19 protein-coding genes are annotated in these 18,406 nt (G+C 36.7%); 4 read left to right on the top strand and 15 right to left on the bottom strand.

Going from position 1 to position 18,406, the window contains the following annotated elements; genetic code table 11:
• Window positions 1-20 precede the first annotated feature (20 nt).
• From rsmA to AB1I62_RS04380, 3 genes are read right to left on the bottom strand one after another with little or no spacing between them, the layout of a single operon-like run.
• Entirely contained in the window at window positions 21-908 is an 888-nt protein-coding gene (gene rsmA / locus AB1I62_RS04390; RefSeq protein ID WP_048738166.1) for a 16S rRNA (adenine(1518)-N(6)/adenine(1519)-N(6))-dimethyltransferase RsmA, read from the bottom strand.
• Between the two features lie 18 nt (window positions 909-926).
• A complete protein-coding gene (rnmV, locus tag AB1I62_RS04385) occupies window positions 927-1,511 on the bottom strand; it encodes a ribonuclease M5 (protein WP_002368172.1) in 585 nt (194 codons plus the stop codon).
• Entirely contained in the window at window positions 1,508-2,278 is a 771-nt protein-coding gene (locus tag AB1I62_RS04380; protein ID WP_002358846.1) for a TatD family hydrolase, read from the bottom strand. Before AB1I62_RS04380 ends, rnmV begins: the two co-directional genes overlap by 4 nt.
• Window positions 2,279-2,412: 134 nt before the next feature.
• On the opposite strand from AB1I62_RS04380, the gene AB1I62_RS04375 reads away from it, so the two are divergent.
• Window positions 2,413-4,635, top strand: coding sequence for a UvrD-helicase domain-containing protein (locus tag AB1I62_RS04375; protein WP_349581571.1), 2,223 nt, complete (start codon window positions 2,413-2,415; stop codon window positions 4,633-4,635).
• 120 nt (window positions 4,636-4,755) lie between these two features.
• Window positions 4,756-5,361, top strand: coding sequence for a hypothetical protein (locus tag AB1I62_RS04370; protein WP_104859705.1), 606 nt, complete (start codon window positions 4,756-4,758; stop codon window positions 5,359-5,361).
• A 58-nt stretch (window positions 5,362-5,419) separates the two neighbouring features.
• On the opposite strand, the gene AB1I62_RS04365 is transcribed toward AB1I62_RS04370, so the two are convergent.
• The 9 genes from AB1I62_RS04365 to AB1I62_RS04325 all read right to left on the bottom strand — a co-directional run bounded on the left by AB1I62_RS04365 (window position 5,420) and on the right by AB1I62_RS04325 (window position 14,503).
• A complete protein-coding gene (locus AB1I62_RS04365) occupies window positions 5,420-5,695 on the bottom strand; it encodes a hypothetical protein (protein ID WP_104859706.1) in 276 nt (91 codons plus the stop codon).
• A gap of 99 nt (window positions 5,696-5,794) precedes the next feature.
• Window positions 5,795-7,804 (bottom strand): methionine--tRNA ligase, encoded by a 2,010-nt coding sequence (gene metG, locus AB1I62_RS04360; protein ID WP_367019124.1) that lies wholly within the window; start codon window positions 7,802-7,804, stop codon window positions 5,795-5,797.
• 187 nt (window positions 7,805-7,991) lie between these two features.
• A complete protein-coding gene (locus tag AB1I62_RS04355) occupies window positions 7,992-9,383 on the bottom strand; it encodes an amino acid permease (RefSeq protein WP_002364708.1) in 1,392 nt (463 codons plus the stop codon).
• Window positions 9,384-9,423: 40 nt separating this feature from the next.
• Window positions 9,424-10,287 (bottom strand): GRP family sugar transporter, encoded by an 864-nt coding sequence (locus AB1I62_RS04350; protein ID WP_002355811.1) that lies wholly within the window; start codon window positions 10,285-10,287, stop codon window positions 9,424-9,426.
• Between the two features lie 147 nt (window positions 10,288-10,434).
• A complete protein-coding gene (locus AB1I62_RS04345) occupies window positions 10,435-11,460 on the bottom strand; it encodes a sensor histidine kinase (RefSeq protein WP_002358842.1) in 1,026 nt (341 codons plus the stop codon).
• Between the two features lie 13 nt (window positions 11,461-11,473).
• Window positions 11,474-12,148, bottom strand: a complete 675-nt coding sequence (locus tag AB1I62_RS04340) for a response regulator transcription factor (protein WP_002355809.1) — start codon at window positions 12,146-12,148, stop codon at window positions 11,474-11,476.
• An 88-nt stretch (window positions 12,149-12,236) separates the two neighbouring features.
• Window positions 12,237-12,461 carry a hypothetical protein gene (locus AB1I62_RS04335; RefSeq protein ID WP_002355808.1) on the bottom strand — a complete coding sequence of 75 codons (225 nt, stop codon included), beginning with the start codon at window positions 12,459-12,461 and terminating at the stop codon, window positions 12,237-12,239.
• Between the two features lie 274 nt (window positions 12,462-12,735).
• On the bottom strand, window positions 12,736-13,608 hold the full coding sequence (locus tag AB1I62_RS04330; protein ID WP_048738160.1) for a VOC family protein: 873 nt from the start codon (window positions 13,606-13,608) through the stop codon (window positions 12,736-12,738).
• Between the two features lie 64 nt (window positions 13,609-13,672).
• A complete protein-coding gene (locus tag AB1I62_RS04325) occupies window positions 13,673-14,503 on the bottom strand; it encodes a LysR family transcriptional regulator (protein WP_002358839.1) in 831 nt (276 codons plus the stop codon).
• A gap of 112 nt (window positions 14,504-14,615) precedes the next feature.
• On the opposite strand from AB1I62_RS04325, the gene AB1I62_RS04320 reads away from it, so the two are divergent.
• Window positions 14,616-15,644, top strand: a complete 1,029-nt coding sequence (locus AB1I62_RS04320) for a putative sulfate exporter family transporter (protein ID WP_002355805.1) — start codon at window positions 14,616-14,618, stop codon at window positions 15,642-15,644.
• Window positions 15,645-15,737: 93 nt separating this feature from the next.
• Window positions 15,738-16,913 (top strand): SulP family inorganic anion transporter, encoded by a 1,176-nt coding sequence (locus AB1I62_RS04315; RefSeq protein ID WP_048738158.1) that lies wholly within the window; start codon window positions 15,738-15,740, stop codon window positions 16,911-16,913.
• Between the two features lie 15 nt (window positions 16,914-16,928).
• On the opposite strand, the gene AB1I62_RS04310 is transcribed toward AB1I62_RS04315, so the two are convergent.
• From AB1I62_RS04310 to AB1I62_RS04300, 3 genes are all read right to left on the bottom strand, one after another.
• Window positions 16,929-17,444: a GrpB family protein gene (locus AB1I62_RS04310; RefSeq protein ID WP_002394916.1), complete on the bottom strand. Its 516-nt coding sequence runs from the start codon at window positions 17,442-17,444 to the stop codon at window positions 16,929-16,931.
• 17 nt (window positions 17,445-17,461) lie between these two features.
• Window positions 17,462-17,956 (bottom strand): GNAT family N-acetyltransferase, encoded by a 495-nt coding sequence (locus AB1I62_RS04305; protein WP_002368164.1) that lies wholly within the window; start codon window positions 17,954-17,956, stop codon window positions 17,462-17,464.
• Between the two features lie 67 nt (window positions 17,957-18,023).
• Window positions 18,024-18,383 carry a DUF1304 domain-containing protein gene (locus AB1I62_RS04300; RefSeq protein WP_048738155.1) on the bottom strand — a complete coding sequence of 120 codons (360 nt, stop codon included), beginning with the start codon at window positions 18,381-18,383 and terminating at the stop codon, window positions 18,024-18,026.
• Window positions 18,384-18,406 lie beyond the last annotated feature (23 nt).

Here is an 18,406-nt window from a genome sequence, read left to right as displayed (position 1 = left end):
AAATAACAGAAAGTTCTTTTTTATACTGGTTTATTTTTTTCTAAAGCATTACTTAAACGAGCGAATTCTTCTAAAGACAATGTTTCACCACGTCTAGAAGGATCAATTTCTGCTTCAGCTAGGCTCTCTTTTATCCAAGCCACCGTTTGTTCATCTTTCCCATAAAAATGCGTTAAGTTATTCCACAATGTTTTACGTCTTAATTGGAAACTGGCTTTGGTTAATTTGAAAAATTCTTTTTCATTGGTCACTGTCACTGCTGGTGTAGCACGGCGCGTCAATTTAATAATCGCCGAGTCAACATTGGGCTGCGGCACAAAAACCGTTTTTGGCACAATAAAGGCGACACTTGCTTCCATAAAATATTGGACAGCAATTGATAATGAGCCATAAGCTTTCGTTCCAGGTTTAGCAGCAATTCGATCAGCGACCTCTTTTTGCATCATCACAACCATTTCGGCTACATCTAAAGAAGATTCTAAAAAATGCATCATAATTGGCGTAGTAATATAGTAAGGTAGGTTAGCCACCACTTTAATCGGATACTTCTCTTGAAAAACTTGGTTGGTTGTCTCGACCAAATCAGCTTTTAAAACATCTTGATGCACCACTGTCACATTATCATAGCGACTTAAGGTATCCGCTAAGACAGGTATCAAGCGATCATCAATTTCAAAGGCCACAACTTGGGCTGCGTTCATTGCTAATTGCTCTGTTAATGCACCAATTCCAGGCCCGACTTCGACAACATTTGTCTGCTGATTAATTCCCGCTGTTTCTACAATTTTTCTTAAAATATTAGGCTCTGTCAAAAAATTTTGACCTAAACTCTTTTTAAATGAAAATCCATGCTTTTTTAATATTTCTTTGGTTCTGGATGGTGTGGCAATTTCTTTATAGTCCGTCACGCTTGTTCCTCCATGTAGTTATTCTTCGTTTGCAAGTTCTTTTAAAATACGTGTCATGCTTTCTTTCAATTCTGCTTCTGTAATCCGAAACATGCTTAACCGTTTGACTAACTGTTTGCTATTTGTATAGCCAATTCTTAGGTCATCTCCTAATAATTCACGGTATTTTTTTGCATTTGCTCCCGCTATTAAACCATATTCAACTAGTGTTTGTCTAGGAATTTCTTGATAGTCTTCACCAGCTTGAACAGGTGTTACGACTTTTTTTAATGCTTCAATAATTGCTTCATCACTAGCATGTTCAACCCCTAGGCTACCGCCATTTTTTTTAGGCACTGCGACTTTTCTTGATAAAAAAGCATGCTTTGCATCAGGGACAACTTCCATTATTGTTTTACGAATTTTTTCGCCCGAATAGTCTGGATCTGTAAAAATAATCACGCCTCTCGTTTCTTGTGCGTGTTCAATTTGTGTCAAAATTTCATCATTGATAGCAGAGCCAATCGTTTCAATCGTATCCGCTGCAACTACCTCTTGAATGCGGCGTGTGTCGTCTTTTCCTTCAACGACAATGATTTCTGCAACTTTCATTTTTTCCTTCATTTATCTATCCGAAACAAGCGATGAGCGTTGACTCTCGTTTGTTCTGCCACTTCTTCAAAGGTTAGTTGACGCAATTCAGCAATTTTTTCCACTACGTATCGTGTATAGCCTGGTTCATTCCGTTTACCACGATAAGGAACCGGGGCTAAATAGGGTGCATCTGTTTCCACCAACATTCGTTCAAGTGGTACCGCCATCGCCGCTTCTTGAACATCCAACGCCTTTTTAAACGTTACGACTCCACTAAAAGAAATATGCAAACCTAAATCTAAAAATTTCTTCATCCACTCGGCATCACCACTGAAACTATGCATGATTCCACCAATATCTGAAATTTTTTCATCTTTTAAAATTCGATAGGTATCTTCTAATGCCTCTCTCGTATGCACACTAAACGGTAAATTCATTTCCCGAGCAATCGCAATTTGACGGCGAAAGACTTTTTCTTGCACCTCTTTAGGATCCTCCATCCAGTAATAATCAAGACCGATTTCACCTAATGCGACAATTTTTGGCAACGTTAATTGTTCTTGTAATCGTCGTTCAACCTCTGGCGTATAGCTACCCGCTTCTGTTGGATGCCAACCAATGATACTATAAATATTGGCATATTCCTGACTAAGTAAAAGAGATTTTTCAATCGTTGGTTCATCAAAACCGACCACGGCCATCTCTGTAACACCCAATTCTTGGGCATGTGCAATCGTTTCTGGAATATCATCATTAAATTGTTCTGCATTCAAATGTGTATGTGTATCAAAAATCATTATGATTGCCTCCTTTATCTCCTCTCTACTTTATCATATTTCTTGAAAAATCTGAATGACTAGGCGACAAGATTCGCCATTTCCTCATAAACAGCGCTTGCATTTATGCTAAAAGTAACGTATACTATTCAGTCATGTTATTAAAAGGAGGAATCTCCATGACCGATGAAAAAATTTTTGAACAACAGCATTTAACAACGGTTTATCATGAGCTGCAAGCGGCTAAAAAAGTTTACGAAGAGCAATTGGCGAACACAATGAAAGATGGCAAACATATGCTAGAGGAATTTGGTCGCGATTCTAAGCTGAATTTTGATAGTTATGCCGATAATCTAGAAACGTTTGCCATGTTGGAAATGAAGAACCGTGAAATTGATCAGTGGAACTTAAAAAATGAAGCAACGGCTAAAAATTTAGACAAAGTGAAACGCCTATTACAAGTTCCTTATTTTGGCAAAATTGGCGTGACTTTTGAAGACAGCCCTGAAGAGCCAGAAAACTTTTATATTGGCGTAAACGATTTTACTTCTTTAGAAGAAGAAACGCGCATTCACGATTGGCGCTCACCGATTGCTTCGTTATTTTATGACAATGTTTTAGGGAAAACAGCCTACACGGCACATCAACAAACCATTCCTGTACAACTTGATTTGAAAAGACAGTTAATTATTGAAAAAGATCAATTAATCAACTATTTTGACACAACCATTGCGATTCAAGATGATGTGTTATTGCATTCTTTAGAAGAAGATGCTTCTCCTTATATGAAGGACATTACGACAACCATTCAACAAGAACAAAATCAAATAATTCGTGACGAAACGCAGCCACTCCTACTAGTCAATGGGATTGCTGGTAGTGGGAAAACGTCTGCGATTATGCAACGGATTGCTTATTTACTTTATCAACATCGAGCAGAAATTACAGCGGATAATATTTTATTACTTTCACCAAATTCAACATTTATTGATTATATTTCTCAAGTTTTACCGAATTTAGGCGAACGAAATCCCTTGAATTTGACTCTTTTACAATTTTTGCGCTTCACTACCAAAGAAGCATGGCCAATGGAAGAAGAAACGGACTATTTCGAACGCATTACTCGCTCTGAGGCAACGGAGCAAGAGCACGTTATTCGTTCAAAAGAATTTGCAACGTTTCTTTTAAGCAATCCTGAAAAAGCAGTTGTGCAGCCACATTTTTTCCGTCCTTTAACTTTTAAAAAGCAGACCTTATTTACTTCAGAAACAATTTTTAAACTTTATCAAGAAACACCAGCTGACTTGAGTATTCGCCAACGAATTTCAGCCACAAAAGAAAAATTAACCAGTCTTTGGACACGGTACTTATTAAAACAAGCCCATTCTAAAAAAATGTTGGATCAATTCCAAGATTTAACAGAAGCTGAACAAGTTCGTTATTTTGGCACAGTGATTACCGAAGATAATGAAAAACATCTGGCTGATTTTGCTTTAAAACGTTTGAAGAAAAAATATCGCTCCATCACTGCCGCTATCAAAAATGATGCTTGGCTAGATCAATGGGCCTTTTTTGAAACGTTTTATTCTTTATTCACTGAAAAATCGTATCAAAAAGAGACAGCTGTTTTCACAGCCGATGAAATTGTGGCCCTTATTTTGGTGAAACATGCATTTATTGAAAACCTCGCCAACCAGCAAATGGCTTTTATCCTAGTCGATGAAGTCCAAGATTATACAGAAGCCCAATTATTATTACTGCTGACACTTTTCCCTAAAGCTAGTTTTACTTTAGCTGGTGATGAAAATCAAGCCATTTTTAATACAGCCATTGAATTTTCTGAAGCCCATGATTTATTGGTTAACGAAACCAGCCGTTCTGTTGGAACCTATCAATTATTAAACAGCTATCGTTCAAGTAAAGAAATTACACGACTCTTCCAAACATTAGGCACTCAACCAGAGCAATTAACCATTGTGCCCATCCGGCATGATGGAGAAAAGCCGACATTTATTCCTTGTGACTCTGCGTCTGACTATCTTAAAGCAATCGTCACTTCCATTGCAACTTTTGATCCGAAAGAAAGCACCGCCATTATTACTAAAACTTTTGCAGAAAAAGAACAATTAACAAAAGAACTTAGTGCTTCTCTTTCATTGGAAGAACATCCGTCACTGCAAGTTTTATCAATTGATATGGCAAAAGGTCTAGAATTTGATAATGTAATTCTTCATAACCCAAATGTTAATCGTTATTCCGACAATAAACGAGATAAAAAAATCCTGTATACTGCTATTTCTCGTGGAATGAAACGGGTCGTTTTACCTTATACCGGCACACTTTCTGAATGGTTTACACTTTACTTGGCAGCCCAGTAACTGAGACTTAAGGCGGATTTTATTTTTAGAAAAACCACTTATAATAGACGAGTAGGTACTGCTTTTTAATTAGCAGACCTACTCGTTTGTTGTCTCTTAAGTTGAGAGGAGCGTGATAAGGTGAAACAATCACCTGATTTAGAAAATTTTTTAAAAACCTCTATCCAAAAAAATGTAACTATTGAGCGAAAACAACAAAACCAAACCATTTGGCACTGGCTACTGCTTATTTTATTTGGCTTGCTAACCTTTGGCTCACTGACACAGCAGTTACTCCTAATTGGCTTGTTTACACTTATTGCCGCTATTGTTAAAGGTCCCTTAATGCTCGTCTGGGGAACCATCTATTCGGCGTTAGTGGCTTTGTTTCCACCTTTTGCTTTAGTCCTATCTTTACTTTTTTTTATAATTAATTTAGGCACCGTTATGAAAAGTTGGCGTATTACTTTAACAAGTGCTTACTTTTATCTAATTCCTTTAGGTTTTAGTCTCTTGAAAACGACCGACTGGGTATCAACGCCTTATTTCCTGACAGGCTTGGCTTTGTTAAGTATTTTAGGGCTGCATTTTATATTAGAGTGGCTCTATAAAAATAATAGCTTAGGCCGTTTACTCACGTGGCAAATTATCAGTGTCCCTTTTTCACTCTTACTGATTATTTTACCAAGTTGCCTAACGAAAGGCCGTTTTGGTAAAAAACGAATACCTAAAAAAGTGAAACTCTAAAATAGAAAAGCCTAGGAAAAATCGCAAATGATTTTTTCTAGGCTTTTCTTCGATTCTTTTAATTTAAAAATTCGTTGATTTTCGATTTTAGGACGTCGATAAAACTGGAGAAAGAGAGTTCATTTGTTTGTGAATATGTCCAATGAGCCAATAACAGAAAAACTAAAATAACCAGTATCGCAACCACTAAAAAGGTTCTAATTCTTACCCTTCTTTTTCTACGTTGAACTGTTAGCCGTGCTTGTTCCCTTACTCTCATAGCTTCTAAATAATACGGACGCCATTTAGGATCATTTTTTCGTTGCTCATAAAACTTAAATTTATGATAAGCCATCAAACTTCCCCCACATCAAATCACTTTTCTTCTAGTATACAAAATAAGTGGTAAAGATAAAAGGTTACAATTCACCTTTTATCTTTACCACTTATGCTTTTATGCGATTCCTGCACCATTTGGCATTTCTTTTGGTGCTTCAACAATTTGAAGTTTCCCTTCTGGTGATTCAGCTGAAAGAATCATTCCTTGGCTAATTTGACCACGCATTTTTCTTGGTTTTAAGTTAGCCACAATGACTACTTTTTTGCCAATTAGCGCAGCTGGATCTGGATAAAATTCAGCAATACCTGAAAGAATTTGACGATGGTTTTCATCCCCAGCATCTAAACGGAATTGCAATAATTTATCTGCTCCTTTGACTTTTTTACAGTCAATAACTTCGGCAACTTTTAATTCCACTTTATCGAAATCATCGTACTTAATTTGTTTTTCTTTCGTTGAAACCAACGTTGTTTCTTCTGGATTCCATTTAATATCCTCTTCTGTAGCACTTTCGCTTTGGGACATTTTCTTTTGAATATACGTTACTTCTGTTTCAATTTCTAAACGTGGGAAAATAGGTGTTCCTTTACTTGTTACTGTTACGTCTGTTGGGAACTCACCAAAATGAATATTTTCCATGTTCATTGTTTCTGGATCTAAGCCTAATTGTTCGAAAATTTTCCCTGGTGTTTCTGTCATGACTGGTTGCAATAAGATTGCCACAATTCGTAAGCTTTCCGCTAAATGGATCATGACACTTTCTAATTCGTTGCGTTTCTCTTCTTCTTTAGCCAATACCCAAGGCGCTGTTTCATCAATATATTTATTGGCACGAGAAACTAGCGTCCAGATTTCTGCAATGGCCGTGTTAAATTCCATTTTTTCCATTGCTTCATGATATTTTCCAATAACATTCGCCGCAGTTGTCGATAGTTCACTATCAAATGGGGTAACTTTTGAAGCATAGGCTGGTACTTTGCCATCACAATATTTATTAATCATCGCAATTGTTCGATTCAACAAGTTTCCTAAGTCATTAGCTAAATCATAATTTAAGCGAGAAACGAAATCTTCTGGTGTAAAGACGCCATCACTACCAAATGGAATTGCTCGTAATAAATAGTAACGTAACGCATCTAGACCGTAGCGTTCTACTAACATTTCAGGGTAAACAACATTTCCTTTAGATTTAGACATTTTTCCGTCTTTCATCAATAACCAACCATGTCCAAAGACTTTTTTCGGTAATGGTAAATCCAAGGCCATTAACATAATTGGCCAATAAATCGTATGGAAACGCACGATTTCTTTCCCAACCATTTGCACGTTCGCAGGCCAATATTTTTGGAATAATGAATCATCTTCTGAGCCATAACCTAGTGCTGTAATATAGTTTGATAACGCATCAATCCATACGTAAACCACATGTTTTGGATCATTTTTTAATGGAATTCCCCAAGAGAAAGTCGTTCTTGAAACGGCTAAATCTTCCAATCCTGGTTTGATGAAGTTATTTAGCATCTCATTTTTACGAGATTCTGGTTGAATAAATTCTGGATGTTCTTCGTAATATTGTACCAAGCGATCCGCATATTTACTCATGCGGAAGAAATAGGATTTTTCTTTAACTAATTCGACTTCGTGACCACTTGGTGCTTTCCCACCAATGACATTGCCTTCATCGTCACGATATACTTCAGCTAATTGTGTTTCAGTGAAAAATTCTTCATCAGAAACTGAATACCAACCTTCATATTCTCCAAGGTAGATATCTCCTTGTTCTACTAAACGGTCAAAAATTTGTTGCACGGCTGCCATGTGATAATCATCCGTTGTCCGAATAAATTTATCATAGCTGATATCTAATGTTTTCCATAATTTTTGAACATCTGCTGCCATTTTATCAACGTACTCTTTTGGTGTCACATTCAACTCAGCAGCTTTTTTTTCAATTTTTTGGCCATGTTCATCCACACCTGTTAAATAAAATACATCAAAACCCATTAAACGCTTGTAACGGGCCATTGCATCGCAGGCGATTGTTGTATATGAATTCCCAATATGTAACTTCCCACTTGGGTAATAAATTGGGGTGGTAATATAAAATGTTTCTTTCTGTGACATACAGAAAAAACCTCCTTTAGTCATTTTCCTAAACCCTCAGGATTTACTCCTAAACAGTATACCATAATTAGACATTATTAAACTATATTTCTTGTCGGTTTTCTCTTGAAAATGAAGAAAATGCCAGAAAGAAAAGAGAGAAAGACCTGTCTAATTGACAAGTATTCCTCTCTTTTTTTGTTCATTTTTATTCTTTTGTCTCGAAACGAACGATACTATGGTGTCGTCCATAAAAGAAATAAATAGCCAAACCAATCACTACGGCTATGCCAAATACTTGCCAAGTAGCTAAAGACAATTGGAACATCAGAGCCGCACAAACCACGATTGAAATTAATGGTAGAACCGGCACAAGTGGTACTTTAAATTCACCTGCTTGCGGTTCTCCTTTCATTGTCCGTAATTTGATAATTCCTAAAGCGAGAAACATCAGATAAAAGAGTGTCACGATATTTGTAAGTTCAGCCAACATCTCCATTGGAACAACACCAGCAAAAACCATTGCTAAAAATCCAGCTACATAGGTTGCATTCTTAGGTGTGTGCCGCTTCTCATCGATTTTGCTCATAAACTGCGGCAATAATCCATCTTTACTAATCGCATAAATCACACGGGCTAAACTGTACATCATCGCAATCGTCACTGTTAATAAGGTTAAAATAGCACCAACTGAAATGATTGTCGCAATTGCGCCATGATTAATGAAGCGCATCGCAAAAGCCACCGGATCCTTGACCCCTAAATCCGTAAATGGAACAATCCCAGTTAAAACTAACGTAACAACAATATATAACAATGTTGAAATAATAATGGAACCAATAATCCCTTTTGGAATATCTTTTTTCGGATTCTTCACTTCCTCCGCGGCCATGCTAACCGCATCAAACCCTAGAAAGGCAAAGAAAACTAAGGCAGCACCACTGAAAACGCCTGAAAAACCATAAGGAATAAATGGTTGCCAGTTCGTTGGTTTTACATAAAAGATCCCAACGAGAACAAATAATAAAATAATCCCAAACTTCACGAAAACCATTAAGTTATTTAAACGTAACGCTGTTTTCGCTTCTAAAGATACCCAAAAAGTTACGGCTACAACGACCAACATGGCAATCAAATCAATATATGTACCATTTGTTGGATTATAAGCACCACTTAACGCTTGCGGCAAAGAAAAACCTAAGCTATCCAAAAAGCCATGGACATAGCCTGACCAACCTGAAGCAACGGATGAAACCGCCAAGAAAAACTCACAAATAATCATCCAACCAGTCATCCAAGCCACAATTTCTCCAAAGACCACATACATGTAGGCATACGGCCCACCAATGACCGGAATACGTGATGCAAATTCTGCATAGCATAAACCAGATAAAATAATCGCGGCTGCTGCTACCAGAAATGATAAGACGAGCCCTGGACCTGCATAGCGTTCCGCTGCGACACCTGTCACAACAAAAATCCCTGTTCCTACTACAGCCCCAATTCCTAGAAAAATTAAGTCCATCGTCTTAAGATTTTTTTTCATCCCACCACTGTCATTGACAGGCACAGTGATTTCTTTTTTTCTGAAAATAGACATGTGTTTACCCCCGTAAAAAAAATAAGCGTAAATAAACTATTTACGCTTTCATATACCCTAAAAGAATACCACCTAGAATAACAAAAATGCAACCAAAAATAACATAAAACATTTCTTTTTTTGATTTTCTTTCCCCTAAAAGGAAGATGCCCCCAAGAGTCGAAATAATAATCCCCATTTGTGATAAAGAGAAGCTAATAGCTAAGCCAATTTCACGCATGGTTAATAACATACAAATATTTCCTAAGCCCCAAAGCAGACCCGTCGTCATATTCATCCAAACAAAACGATCAACTTTGACTTTTTTGAAGGCAAAGAAACTAGCCCCCACTAACATACCAATACTTTGTGGCAAAATAATTCCCCACGGATCTAAACCAGTGGCATTAATAATGATGGTATAGACGCCATACCCAACTGTTGAGAAAATCAACGCCCGAATCCCTTTATTAAAATCTAACATACTGTTTGAGGTTTTCGGTTGACTATCATCATCTTGTCGAGCTGTTAAATACACCCCAAAAACTAAAAAGGCTAAAGCGATAAAGCCCACAACAAAATCTTTTGTTTTTGTCCATTCATGGAAAAAAACAGCCCCTGCAACGGTATTAACAACTAACTGCATCCCAGTTGAAATTGGTAAGCCAACTGAAACGCCCATATATTTCATGCTATGAAATTGTTGATTCTGTCCCAAACTCCAGAATAAACCAGATATAAATCCAACAATTAATGTGGCTGTCGTCAACGTAGGCTGGATGACAAAAAAGACAACAATTGAAAATAGTAATGCGCCGATTGTCATACCTAACGTTTGTTGATTGGCGCTTCCACCAATTTTACCGCTGACTAAACCAATACTGCCCCACGCAATCATGGGCACTAAAGCGATAAGTAAACTCATAATATTCTCCTAACAAATTTATTTCATTTCATTCTAACAATAAAAACGTTTTCTAAACAACTAAGAAGAGTAAGAGAAGTTAGCAAGAAAGTTTTAATAAATAAAAAAAGGCCTATCACCTCTTTAGTTTGCTGATAGACCTACTTTTTATTTCACTTCATTATAATAACTGAGGGAAGGGAAAAACAATGTCATCGTCGTACCTTGCCCTTCTGTCGATTCGACTGTTAAATCATGACCTAACTTTTTCGCTAAGCTATGGGCCAAATACAGGCCAAGACCAGTCGAATGCTGTTCACTTTTCCGCCCGTTTTCACCAGTAAATCCTTTATCAAAAATGCGTCGTTGATCTTGCATCGGAATGCCAATCCCAGAATCTTTTAAAGATAAATAAATACCTTGTTTATTTTTGGAAATTAGGACCGTAATCGTGCCGCCTTCTGGCGTATACTTGACTGCATTACTTAATAATTGGCGGAAAATAAAAATGACCCATTTTCGGTCGGTTAAAACCGCTTCATCTTCCCCTTCAATTGAGAATTGCAATCTTTTTTGGATAAAATAATTTGCTTGCGTACGAACAACAGATTGCACAATTTCTTTTAAAGAATATTCTTGGAGTAAATAATCTCGAGAAAAGCTGTCCAGTCTAGCATAATATAGGACTTGCTCGACATATTCATCAATTTTCCCTAACTCATTTTCCAATAGATAATATTTTTTCTCTGGAATATCATCTTCGACAGATTGTACCAGTAACGTGATAGCCGCTAGGGGGACTTTGATTTCATGAACCCAAGAGTCAATGTAATCTTTTTGGTCCTGTTGGTTGTTAATTGCTTGCTGCATGGTTTGTTGGTGCTCTTGCAATAAACCGTTAATATACGTTTGGACAAGTAGTTCTTCTTCTTTTTCTGCTGTATTCAAATATTCTTGTAAAGAAGGCGGCTCTTTTTCCGTTGCCAACGAAAGCCACCACTTACGTTTTAAATAATAATCAATTGTTAAAAATAGCGATAAAAAAACACTTTGCAGTAAAAAGATATAGCCAACCACTGTCCAATCTAAGCGGACATTAGGAGCCAACCATAAAATAAAACAAGTTAAGAACAGAAAAAATAACCAACCAATTAGTAATAACCAGCGATCTTTTAAATACTTTAGAATGGTCATTGTCTACTCCTATCTAGGGCACCATATAACCGACGCCCACTTTGGTTTCAATATAGCCAGCAATCCCCGCTTGCTCAATTTTTTTTCGTAAACGATTGATATTTACCGTCAACGTATTGTCATCCACAAAACGTTCATCGTCCCATAAAGCGCGCAATAGTTTTTCACGTGTTAAAATTTTTCCGTGCTTTTTCATTAAAAGATACAGTAATCGGTATTCATTTTTACTTAAATCGATCATTTCGCCTTTGATTTCCATTCGTCCATTGTCCACATTTAAAGTAATGCCATTATGTGAAAGCACTTCACTATCCGTATCGGAATAGTTATAAGAGCGGCGCAACAAAGCATTGATTTTAGCAATTAAAACATCTATCTGGAACGGTTTTGTAACAAAATCATCCGCGCCCATGTTCATCGCCATAATCATATCCATATTGGTACTACGACTCGAAATAAAAATAATTGGTACTTTAGAAACTTCACGAATTTTTTGACACCAATAGTACCCGTCGTACACAGGTAAATTAATATCCATCAAGACTAATTGAGGATTCTCCTCTTGAAAATCATCCAATACATCATTAAAATCGGTTGTTCCAATCGTTTCAAATTGCCATTTTTGTAATTCCTCGCTAATTAATTCTCGAATGGTTGTTTCATCTTCGACAATCATGATTTTAGCCATGCAATCCCACCTCTTTTATTTCTAAATTTTCATCTTTCTTATCCTAACAAACTTCATTCTTTTTGGATATAGGACTTTATGATGATTTTTACACTATTTCAAAAATAGGCGCTAATAATTCCCATTCTGATAACATGATGAATTTACCAACAAAAGCAAAAATACCATCTAATAATAACACAGACATATTAATTCCTAATACAATAGAAGCTTTTTCGACAATTGGCATGGACTTTTTATTTTTCAAAATAAGATATAAAACAAAGTTCGTTCCATAAGTAAAAACTGTTAACAACACAATTAACTCAATCATTTTACCACTTCCTATTTTGGACTTTTCATTTTTCCTTCAATAATTTACTACTCTTAATTATAGCATAATCTTATAAAAAAATCGGCAGAGTCCTAACCCTTAAGATAAACAACAGAATAGAAGCAGCCTCTTTGGAACTCGCAAGAATCGAGCCTTTTTTAAGAGTTGAAGGTCTTGATCCTTAAAAGACAAGCCCTTCAACTCTAGTATGTTCCATGTATTGGAATTGATACCAACGTAACGAAGTGTAGTCGATCAGACAACCTCAGTTTTTCTAATGATTATATTTGTCATACACTTCTTTTAACTGGTTTAAATCTATTTTTTTCATTTGGTACAATTTTTTGGTCACTTCATTTGCTCTAGCTGGATTTGAGTCAGATAAATAACGTTTCAGTTCAGGATTGCCTGTTTGCCAACTGACCCCAAATTGATCTTCCATCCAGCCACACGGCCATTCTTTCCCTTTAGCAGTCACTTGTTGCCATAGCCGATCTATTTCCTCCTGATTTTCACAATCAATATAAATGGAGAAGGCCATGGTAAAATCAAAGTCATGTTTATCTCGTGCATCCATTACTCGAAACGGTTGCTCCTGTAATGTGAAAAGTGCTTGCGCAATGTTCCCATCTTCATATTCAACTTTTTCAATTATTTCGCCTGGACCGAAAATCGCCAACCATTCTGATAGAGCTTTGGCTGCTTCGCCATATTTTTCATTAGCAAACATAAAGGTTGGTACAATTGTTTGTTCTTTTCCTGAAAAAGACACTTGCCAAGAGACACCAAATTTGTCCACTACCCAACCATATAAAGGACTAAAAGGATATTCCCCAAAAGGCATCAATATCTGTCCATCTGCTGTTAAATTTCTCCACAACGTTTCTGTTTGTGATAATGTTTTACATTCAACAAAAAATGAACTAGCTGGCGTAAAGGAAAATTCTGGTCCGCCATTTAAACCAATGATTGTTTGGTTCGCCAAGGTAAATTCAATGGTCATTAATGATGTTCCTTGAGGTTGGTGCTCCTCATTAACGTAGTTCGTTTTACTTAGAATCGCACCTTTTTCAAAGATTGTTGTATAGAAGTTAGCAGCTTCTTCCGCTTGTGTGTCAAACCATAAACATGGTGAAAATTTAGGCATTGTGGTTCCCTCCTTCGTTTTCTTTAGTGTAGTCAAAGATTGATAAATAAACAAAGAGAACGTTTTAGTATTTATTCATTTCCGTCTGATAGAATCGATAAATTGCTTGTTTTACTTCTTGAAGCAAGGAGGATTTTAAATGTCCCCGTGTCAAAAAATAAAAGGAACGCCAGTACTTTTCACCTAACGTTTGGAAGGGGATTTTTTCAGTAATCGCTTTTCTTGAAAGCAACGATTGCCCCATGCCCAATTCCAACATTTTAACAATCATTTCATTATTTTTAACTGTCATGAGTGTTGGGCTTTGATTACTTTCTTCTAAATACTGTTGGGTATAATGAAAGACCCCAGAATCCTTTTCACGTACCAACCAATTCTGATTGGCAGGGTCCCCAGCTAAAACCAATTGATCCTGAATAATTTCTTCACGAGAGGCGCCTTTCGTAATTAATGGTTTTTCGATAAAGCCAAAATCAACTTGATGTTTTTCAACTTTTTCCACTACTTCTTCTGAATTGTTCATTTCTAAAACAAAATTGATTGTTGCATACTGTGTCTGTAAATGCTGCATCAGTTGCGGCAAATAATAAACTGCAAAAGTATTAGACGCAGCAATTCGGCAAGTTTCTTTAGGTAATCTCGCCTGATGAAGAGCTGTTAATGTTTCTTGCCAATCATCAGCTAAATTTAGCAAACGATTATACAAGACTTCTGCTTGCCTAGTAGGGACTACATCTTGTCGACCATTTCTTAAAAACAATGAACAGCCTAATTCTTCTTCTAATTGTTTGATTTGATTAGAAACGGCTGGTTGTGAGATATATAGGCAGGTAGCTGCTTTGGAAAAGTTCATTTGCTCATACACAATTTGAAAAGTCTTTAATAATTTAAACATAGGCATCCTTTCGATAACTTTCTATTATAAATATTATTTTAACTATTTATTTCTCAAATGTAAAAAATTTCGTTATACTGGAAGTAATGAACAAGAAAGAGAGATTTTTTCAATGAAAAATTCAGAAAATGATTATATCCAATCTTTATTCCAAATTCTTCCCGGCTTGCTAACAGCTTTCCTTGTCGCCTGCCTTAGCAAGTTTCTTGCCATCTGGTTACCTAGCTTAGGCGCCGCAACGATAGCTATTTTACTAGGAATCTTTTTGGGAAATACCTTTGTTCGCGGTGCCAATTTAAATCGCGGAACCAAAGTAGCCGAAAGTAAATTACTAGAATTTTCTGTTGTTTTATTGGGAACCACCGTGACCTTTCAAACGATTGCCCAAATTGGCTTACAAGGTGTCGCATTTATTCTCATTCAAATGTCGCTGACCATTATTTTTGCCTATTTGATCGGTAAAAAACTGGCTTTTTCTGATAATATGTCTTTATTGATGGCTGGTGGTAATGCCGTTTGTGGATCCTCTGCCATTGCTTCGATTGCTCCAGCAATTCAAGCAGATGAGGAAGAAAAAGGCCAAATCATTACTTTAGTAAACTTATTAGGTACCGTTTTAATGTTGACCTTACCCATTTTAAGTGGGATTCTCTATGGTACCAATTTGTTGGCTCGTAGCGCACTAATCGGAGGGACTTTACAATCAGTTGGTCAGGTTGTCGCCAGTGCCAATATGGTCAATGAGAACGCAGTTCAACTTGCGATGCTCTTTAAAATTATGCGGATTGTCCTACTCGTAGCAGTTGTCTATTTATTTGGACGTTTCAAGCAAAGTAAGACGGCAGAATCAGAGGCTGAGTTGGTAGAAGTCACCAAAAAAAGTAGCGCCCTACCTTGGTATGTAGTTGGCTTTTTCATTGCCTGTGTCTTTAATAGTTTGATTCATTTCCCCGTCGTGATCAGTGAGACTGCTCACTTCTTTAGTTCTTGGTTTGAAATTACTGCCTTGGCAGCAATCGGGTTACGACTCGATTTTAAAAAGTTTTTCCAAGAAGGCAAACGTTTCTTAATCTATGGTTTATCAGTAGGAACTGTTCAAGTCGTCCTAGCCATTTTGTTGTTGGCACTGTTACAGTTCTAATAAAAAAGTTTGACGTTAACACGTCAAACTTTTTTATTTCAGCTTATTCATGCTATTATGAATAAGGTTTTATTAACTTAAAGGAGTTTTTCGATGTTATTTAGTATTAAAAAAAGCGAATGGTTAGGCAATGAACGAAATGATCTCTTTGCCGGTCTCGTTTCTTCTGTCGCCATTTTACCAGAAGTAATCGGGTTTGCGATTATTGCTGGTGTTCACCCGCTTTCTGCAGTGTTTGCTTCAGCTGTTACTTTACTTGTGATTACTTTTACGGGCGGCCGTCCGGCAATGGTTTCGGCGTCTGCTGGCTCAATGGCCTTAGTCCTTGCAGGCTTAATTCAAGCACATGGTTTGTCATACATGCTTGCTGCGACTATTTTAACAGGCTTTCTACAATTTATTTTAGGTTATTTAGGTATCCATAAATTAATGCGCTTTATTCCCAAGACAGTGATGTACGGATTCGTCAATGCGTTAGCCATTTTAATTTTCATGGCGCAAGTACAACAATTGCCTCATCAAACACTGTGGTCCTACGGCATGATTATCTGTAGTATCTTACTTATTTATCTATTACCTAAGTTTATTACAATTGTGCCTCCTGCGTTAATTGTTATTTTATTCATGACTATCCTGTCCTATTTTTTAAAAGGTCATTTGCAAACGATAGGTGATCTTGGTAAAATGAGTCAATTTCATCCAGCGATCCGTTGGCCTAATGTACCCGTCAACTTAGAAACGTTGTGGATTATTTTACCTAGCTCTGTTGCCTTAGCAATGGTCGGGTTAATTGAATCTTTATTGACGATCCCCATTGTGGACAAAATGACAGCGAGCCAAAGTGATAGCCAACGAGAAGTTAAGGCGCAAGGATTCGCTAATATAATTACCGGCTTTTTTGGTGGCCAAGCTGGCTGTGCGATGATCGGGCAAGCGGTCATTAATGTTAAATCTGGAGGACGAAAACGGCTTTCTACTTTGATTTCAGGTATTACCCTCCTTCTATTCATTTTTGTTTTTAAATCCGTGATGGTAGCCATTCCTACAGCTGCATTGATTGGGATCATGATGACAGTGGCAGTCGACACCTTTGATTGGGAAAGTTTACAGCTTTTCCGAACTTTTGAAATTACTGAAATTGTTATTTTACTCGTGACAGTGGGTGTGATCGTCTATACGCATAATTTAGCGATTGGAATTATTCTAGGTGTTCTTTTAAGTGGTCTTCTTTATCATTTTTTCAAAAAAGAACCAAAAAAAAGTTGCTAGCTTTAGCAACTTTTTTTATTTTTCCCAATATTTCTTCAACGCTTCTTTTTCTATTTTCTTAATGAACGCATCCTTGCCATCCATATATTTATCAATGCTATCGGGGTGTGCTTGGGCCAATTGCTTTTTTAATGTACCATAGGTTGTAGCAATTGACGGATTTTCTCGTAAATAATTTCGAAAAGCAAGATGGCGCAAAATTTCTTGCGTATTGTCAAACTGATAAATATGCACATGATGTGTTCTTTTTATCGGGCCTTTTCGTAAATAACGACGTCCTGATAGTCCAAATTCCCCCATATATTCATAACCGATTCTTTCAAATTCCCCTTGTAACAGGTCTACTTTTTCAATTTCTTCAACAATGACCAAAAAATCAATAATTGGTTTGGCTGCTAAATTAGGCACAGATGTGCTACCGATATGTTCAACTTTAAGACAATTTTCCTTTAGAATCTGTTTCAACGCTTGGGCTTCTTCTTCAAACTGTTCCACCCAGGCTGGTTGGTATTCAGTAACGATTACCCGCATGATTTCTTCCCTCTTTTCTATATCCGTTTCATATGTAAAATAGGAAACGGATTTCCTTGAGGATCTTCCTTTGATTCACCAATTACTTGAAACCCTTGAGATTGATAGAACTTCACAGCCCCTTCATTTTGTTTATTGGCATCAACAAAGACAATTGATTCTTGCTCTATTAATTTTTTGATAATTTCTCCACCATAGCCTTTACGAAAATAGACTGGGTCAATAAATAACATTTCCAAAGTTTGTTGGTTTGTTCCACTAAAGCCCACGCATTTCTGTTCTTCATTTAACCACATACTTAATTGAACTTGTTGAAAATAATCAGGTAAAACTACTTCGATTTTATCAATATCTGCCTGACTCAAAAACAAATGGGTAGCTTCTACTGAAGAACGCCATAGAGAAATTAATTGAGGATAATCGGTTTTTTTTACTTCTTTTTGGTTCAGCATTTTTAATTCCTCCCTATCTAATAAACAAAGTATACCACATTTTGTCTCTCTCAATTCCATAAAAAATAGTCAAATCAACCGTGTTTTTTCTGTCGATTTGACTGTCTCTCTCTATTAACTCTGATGGCTAAACGAGTAAACTAATCAAAGCCACGATAGCTAAACCGCCTTGTGTTAAAATAATTTTTTTATCACTACTTAAGCTACCGTACGCCGCCACTAAAATAATATAAATCAATAAAAATTTTTTCATCTCCATCGTTGCTTGCGCAAAATAGACACTATAAATAAGTCCTGCACCGATTAGTCCATTATAGATTCCTTGATTTTTAAACAATGTAGTCACTGATTTTCTTTGTAACTCTTGCTTATCCATTTTAAAAACACGGCTTGTTGTCTCAGATGTTGGTACAATCGTTTCTAAATACATAATGTAGAAAAATTCTACAGCCACCAAGGTTACTAAAATTGTTGAAATTAATGTCATCTGCTCCCTCCTCCCATTCCTTT

This window comes from Enterococcus sp. AN402, assembly GCF_040719405.1.
GTDB classification, from domain to species: Bacteria; Bacillota; Bacilli; order Lactobacillales; family Enterococcaceae; genus Enterococcus; species Enterococcus faecalis.
The sequence above is the reverse complement of the archived record's forward strand: the minus strand, read 5'-3'. Positions and strand labels throughout refer to the sequence as shown.

Coding starts and splice junctions, on each gene's coding strand:
- AB1I62_RS04305 (WP_002368164.1), bottom strand. CDS start 17,956: ATGGAATTGAGAGAGACAAAATGTGGTATACTTTGTTTATTAGATAGG.
- AB1I62_RS04365 (WP_104859706.1), bottom strand. CDS start 5,695: ATGGCTTATCATAAATTTAAGTTTTATGAGCAACGAAAAAATGATCCT.
- AB1I62_RS04340 (WP_002355809.1), bottom strand. CDS start 12,148: ATGGCTAAAATCATGATTGTCGAAGATGAAACAACCATTCGAGAATTA.
- AB1I62_RS04330 (WP_048738160.1), bottom strand. CDS start 13,608: ATGCCTAAATTTTCACCATGTTTATGGTTTGACACACAAGCGGAAGAA.
- AB1I62_RS04315 (WP_048738158.1), top strand. CDS start 15,738: ATGTTATTTAGTATTAAAAAAAGCGAATGGTTAGGCAATGAACGAAAT.
- AB1I62_RS04310 (WP_002394916.1), bottom strand. CDS start 17,444: ATGCGGGTAATCGTTACTGAATACCAACCAGCCTGGGTGGAACAGTTT.
- AB1I62_RS04375 (WP_349581571.1), top strand. CDS start 2,413: ATGTTATTAAAAGGAGGAATCTCCATGACCGATGAAAAAATTTTTGAA.
- AB1I62_RS04325 (WP_002358839.1), bottom strand. CDS start 14,503: ATGTTTAAATTATTAAAGACTTTTCAAATTGTGTATGAGCAAATGAAC.
- AB1I62_RS04335 (WP_002355808.1), bottom strand. CDS start 12,461: ATGATTGAGTTAATTGTGTTGTTAACAGTTTTTACTTATGGAACGAAC.
- rnmV (WP_002368172.1), bottom strand. CDS start 1,511: ATGAAGGAAAAAATGAAAGTTGCAGAAATCATTGTCGTTGAAGGAAAA.
- AB1I62_RS04380 (WP_002358846.1), bottom strand. CDS start 2,278: ATGATTTTTGATACACATACACATTTGAATGCAGAACAATTTAATGAT.
- metG (WP_367019124.1), bottom strand. CDS start 7,804: ATGTCACAGAAAGAAACATTTTATATTACCACCCCAATTTATTACCCA.
- AB1I62_RS04300 (WP_048738155.1), bottom strand. CDS start 18,383: ATGACATTAATTTCAACAATTTTAGTAACCTTGGTGGCTGTAGAATTT.
- AB1I62_RS04320 (WP_002355805.1), top strand. CDS start 14,616: ATGAAAAATTCAGAAAATGATTATATCCAATCTTTATTCCAAATTCTT.
- AB1I62_RS04355 (WP_002364708.1), bottom strand. CDS start 9,383: ATGTCTATTTTCAGAAAAAAAGAAATCACTGTGCCTGTCAATGACAGT.
- AB1I62_RS04350 (WP_002355811.1), bottom strand. CDS start 10,287: ATGAGTTTACTTATCGCTTTAGTGCCCATGATTGCGTGGGGCAGTATT.
- AB1I62_RS04345 (WP_002358842.1), bottom strand. CDS start 11,460: ATGACCATTCTAAAGTATTTAAAAGATCGCTGGTTATTACTAATTGGT.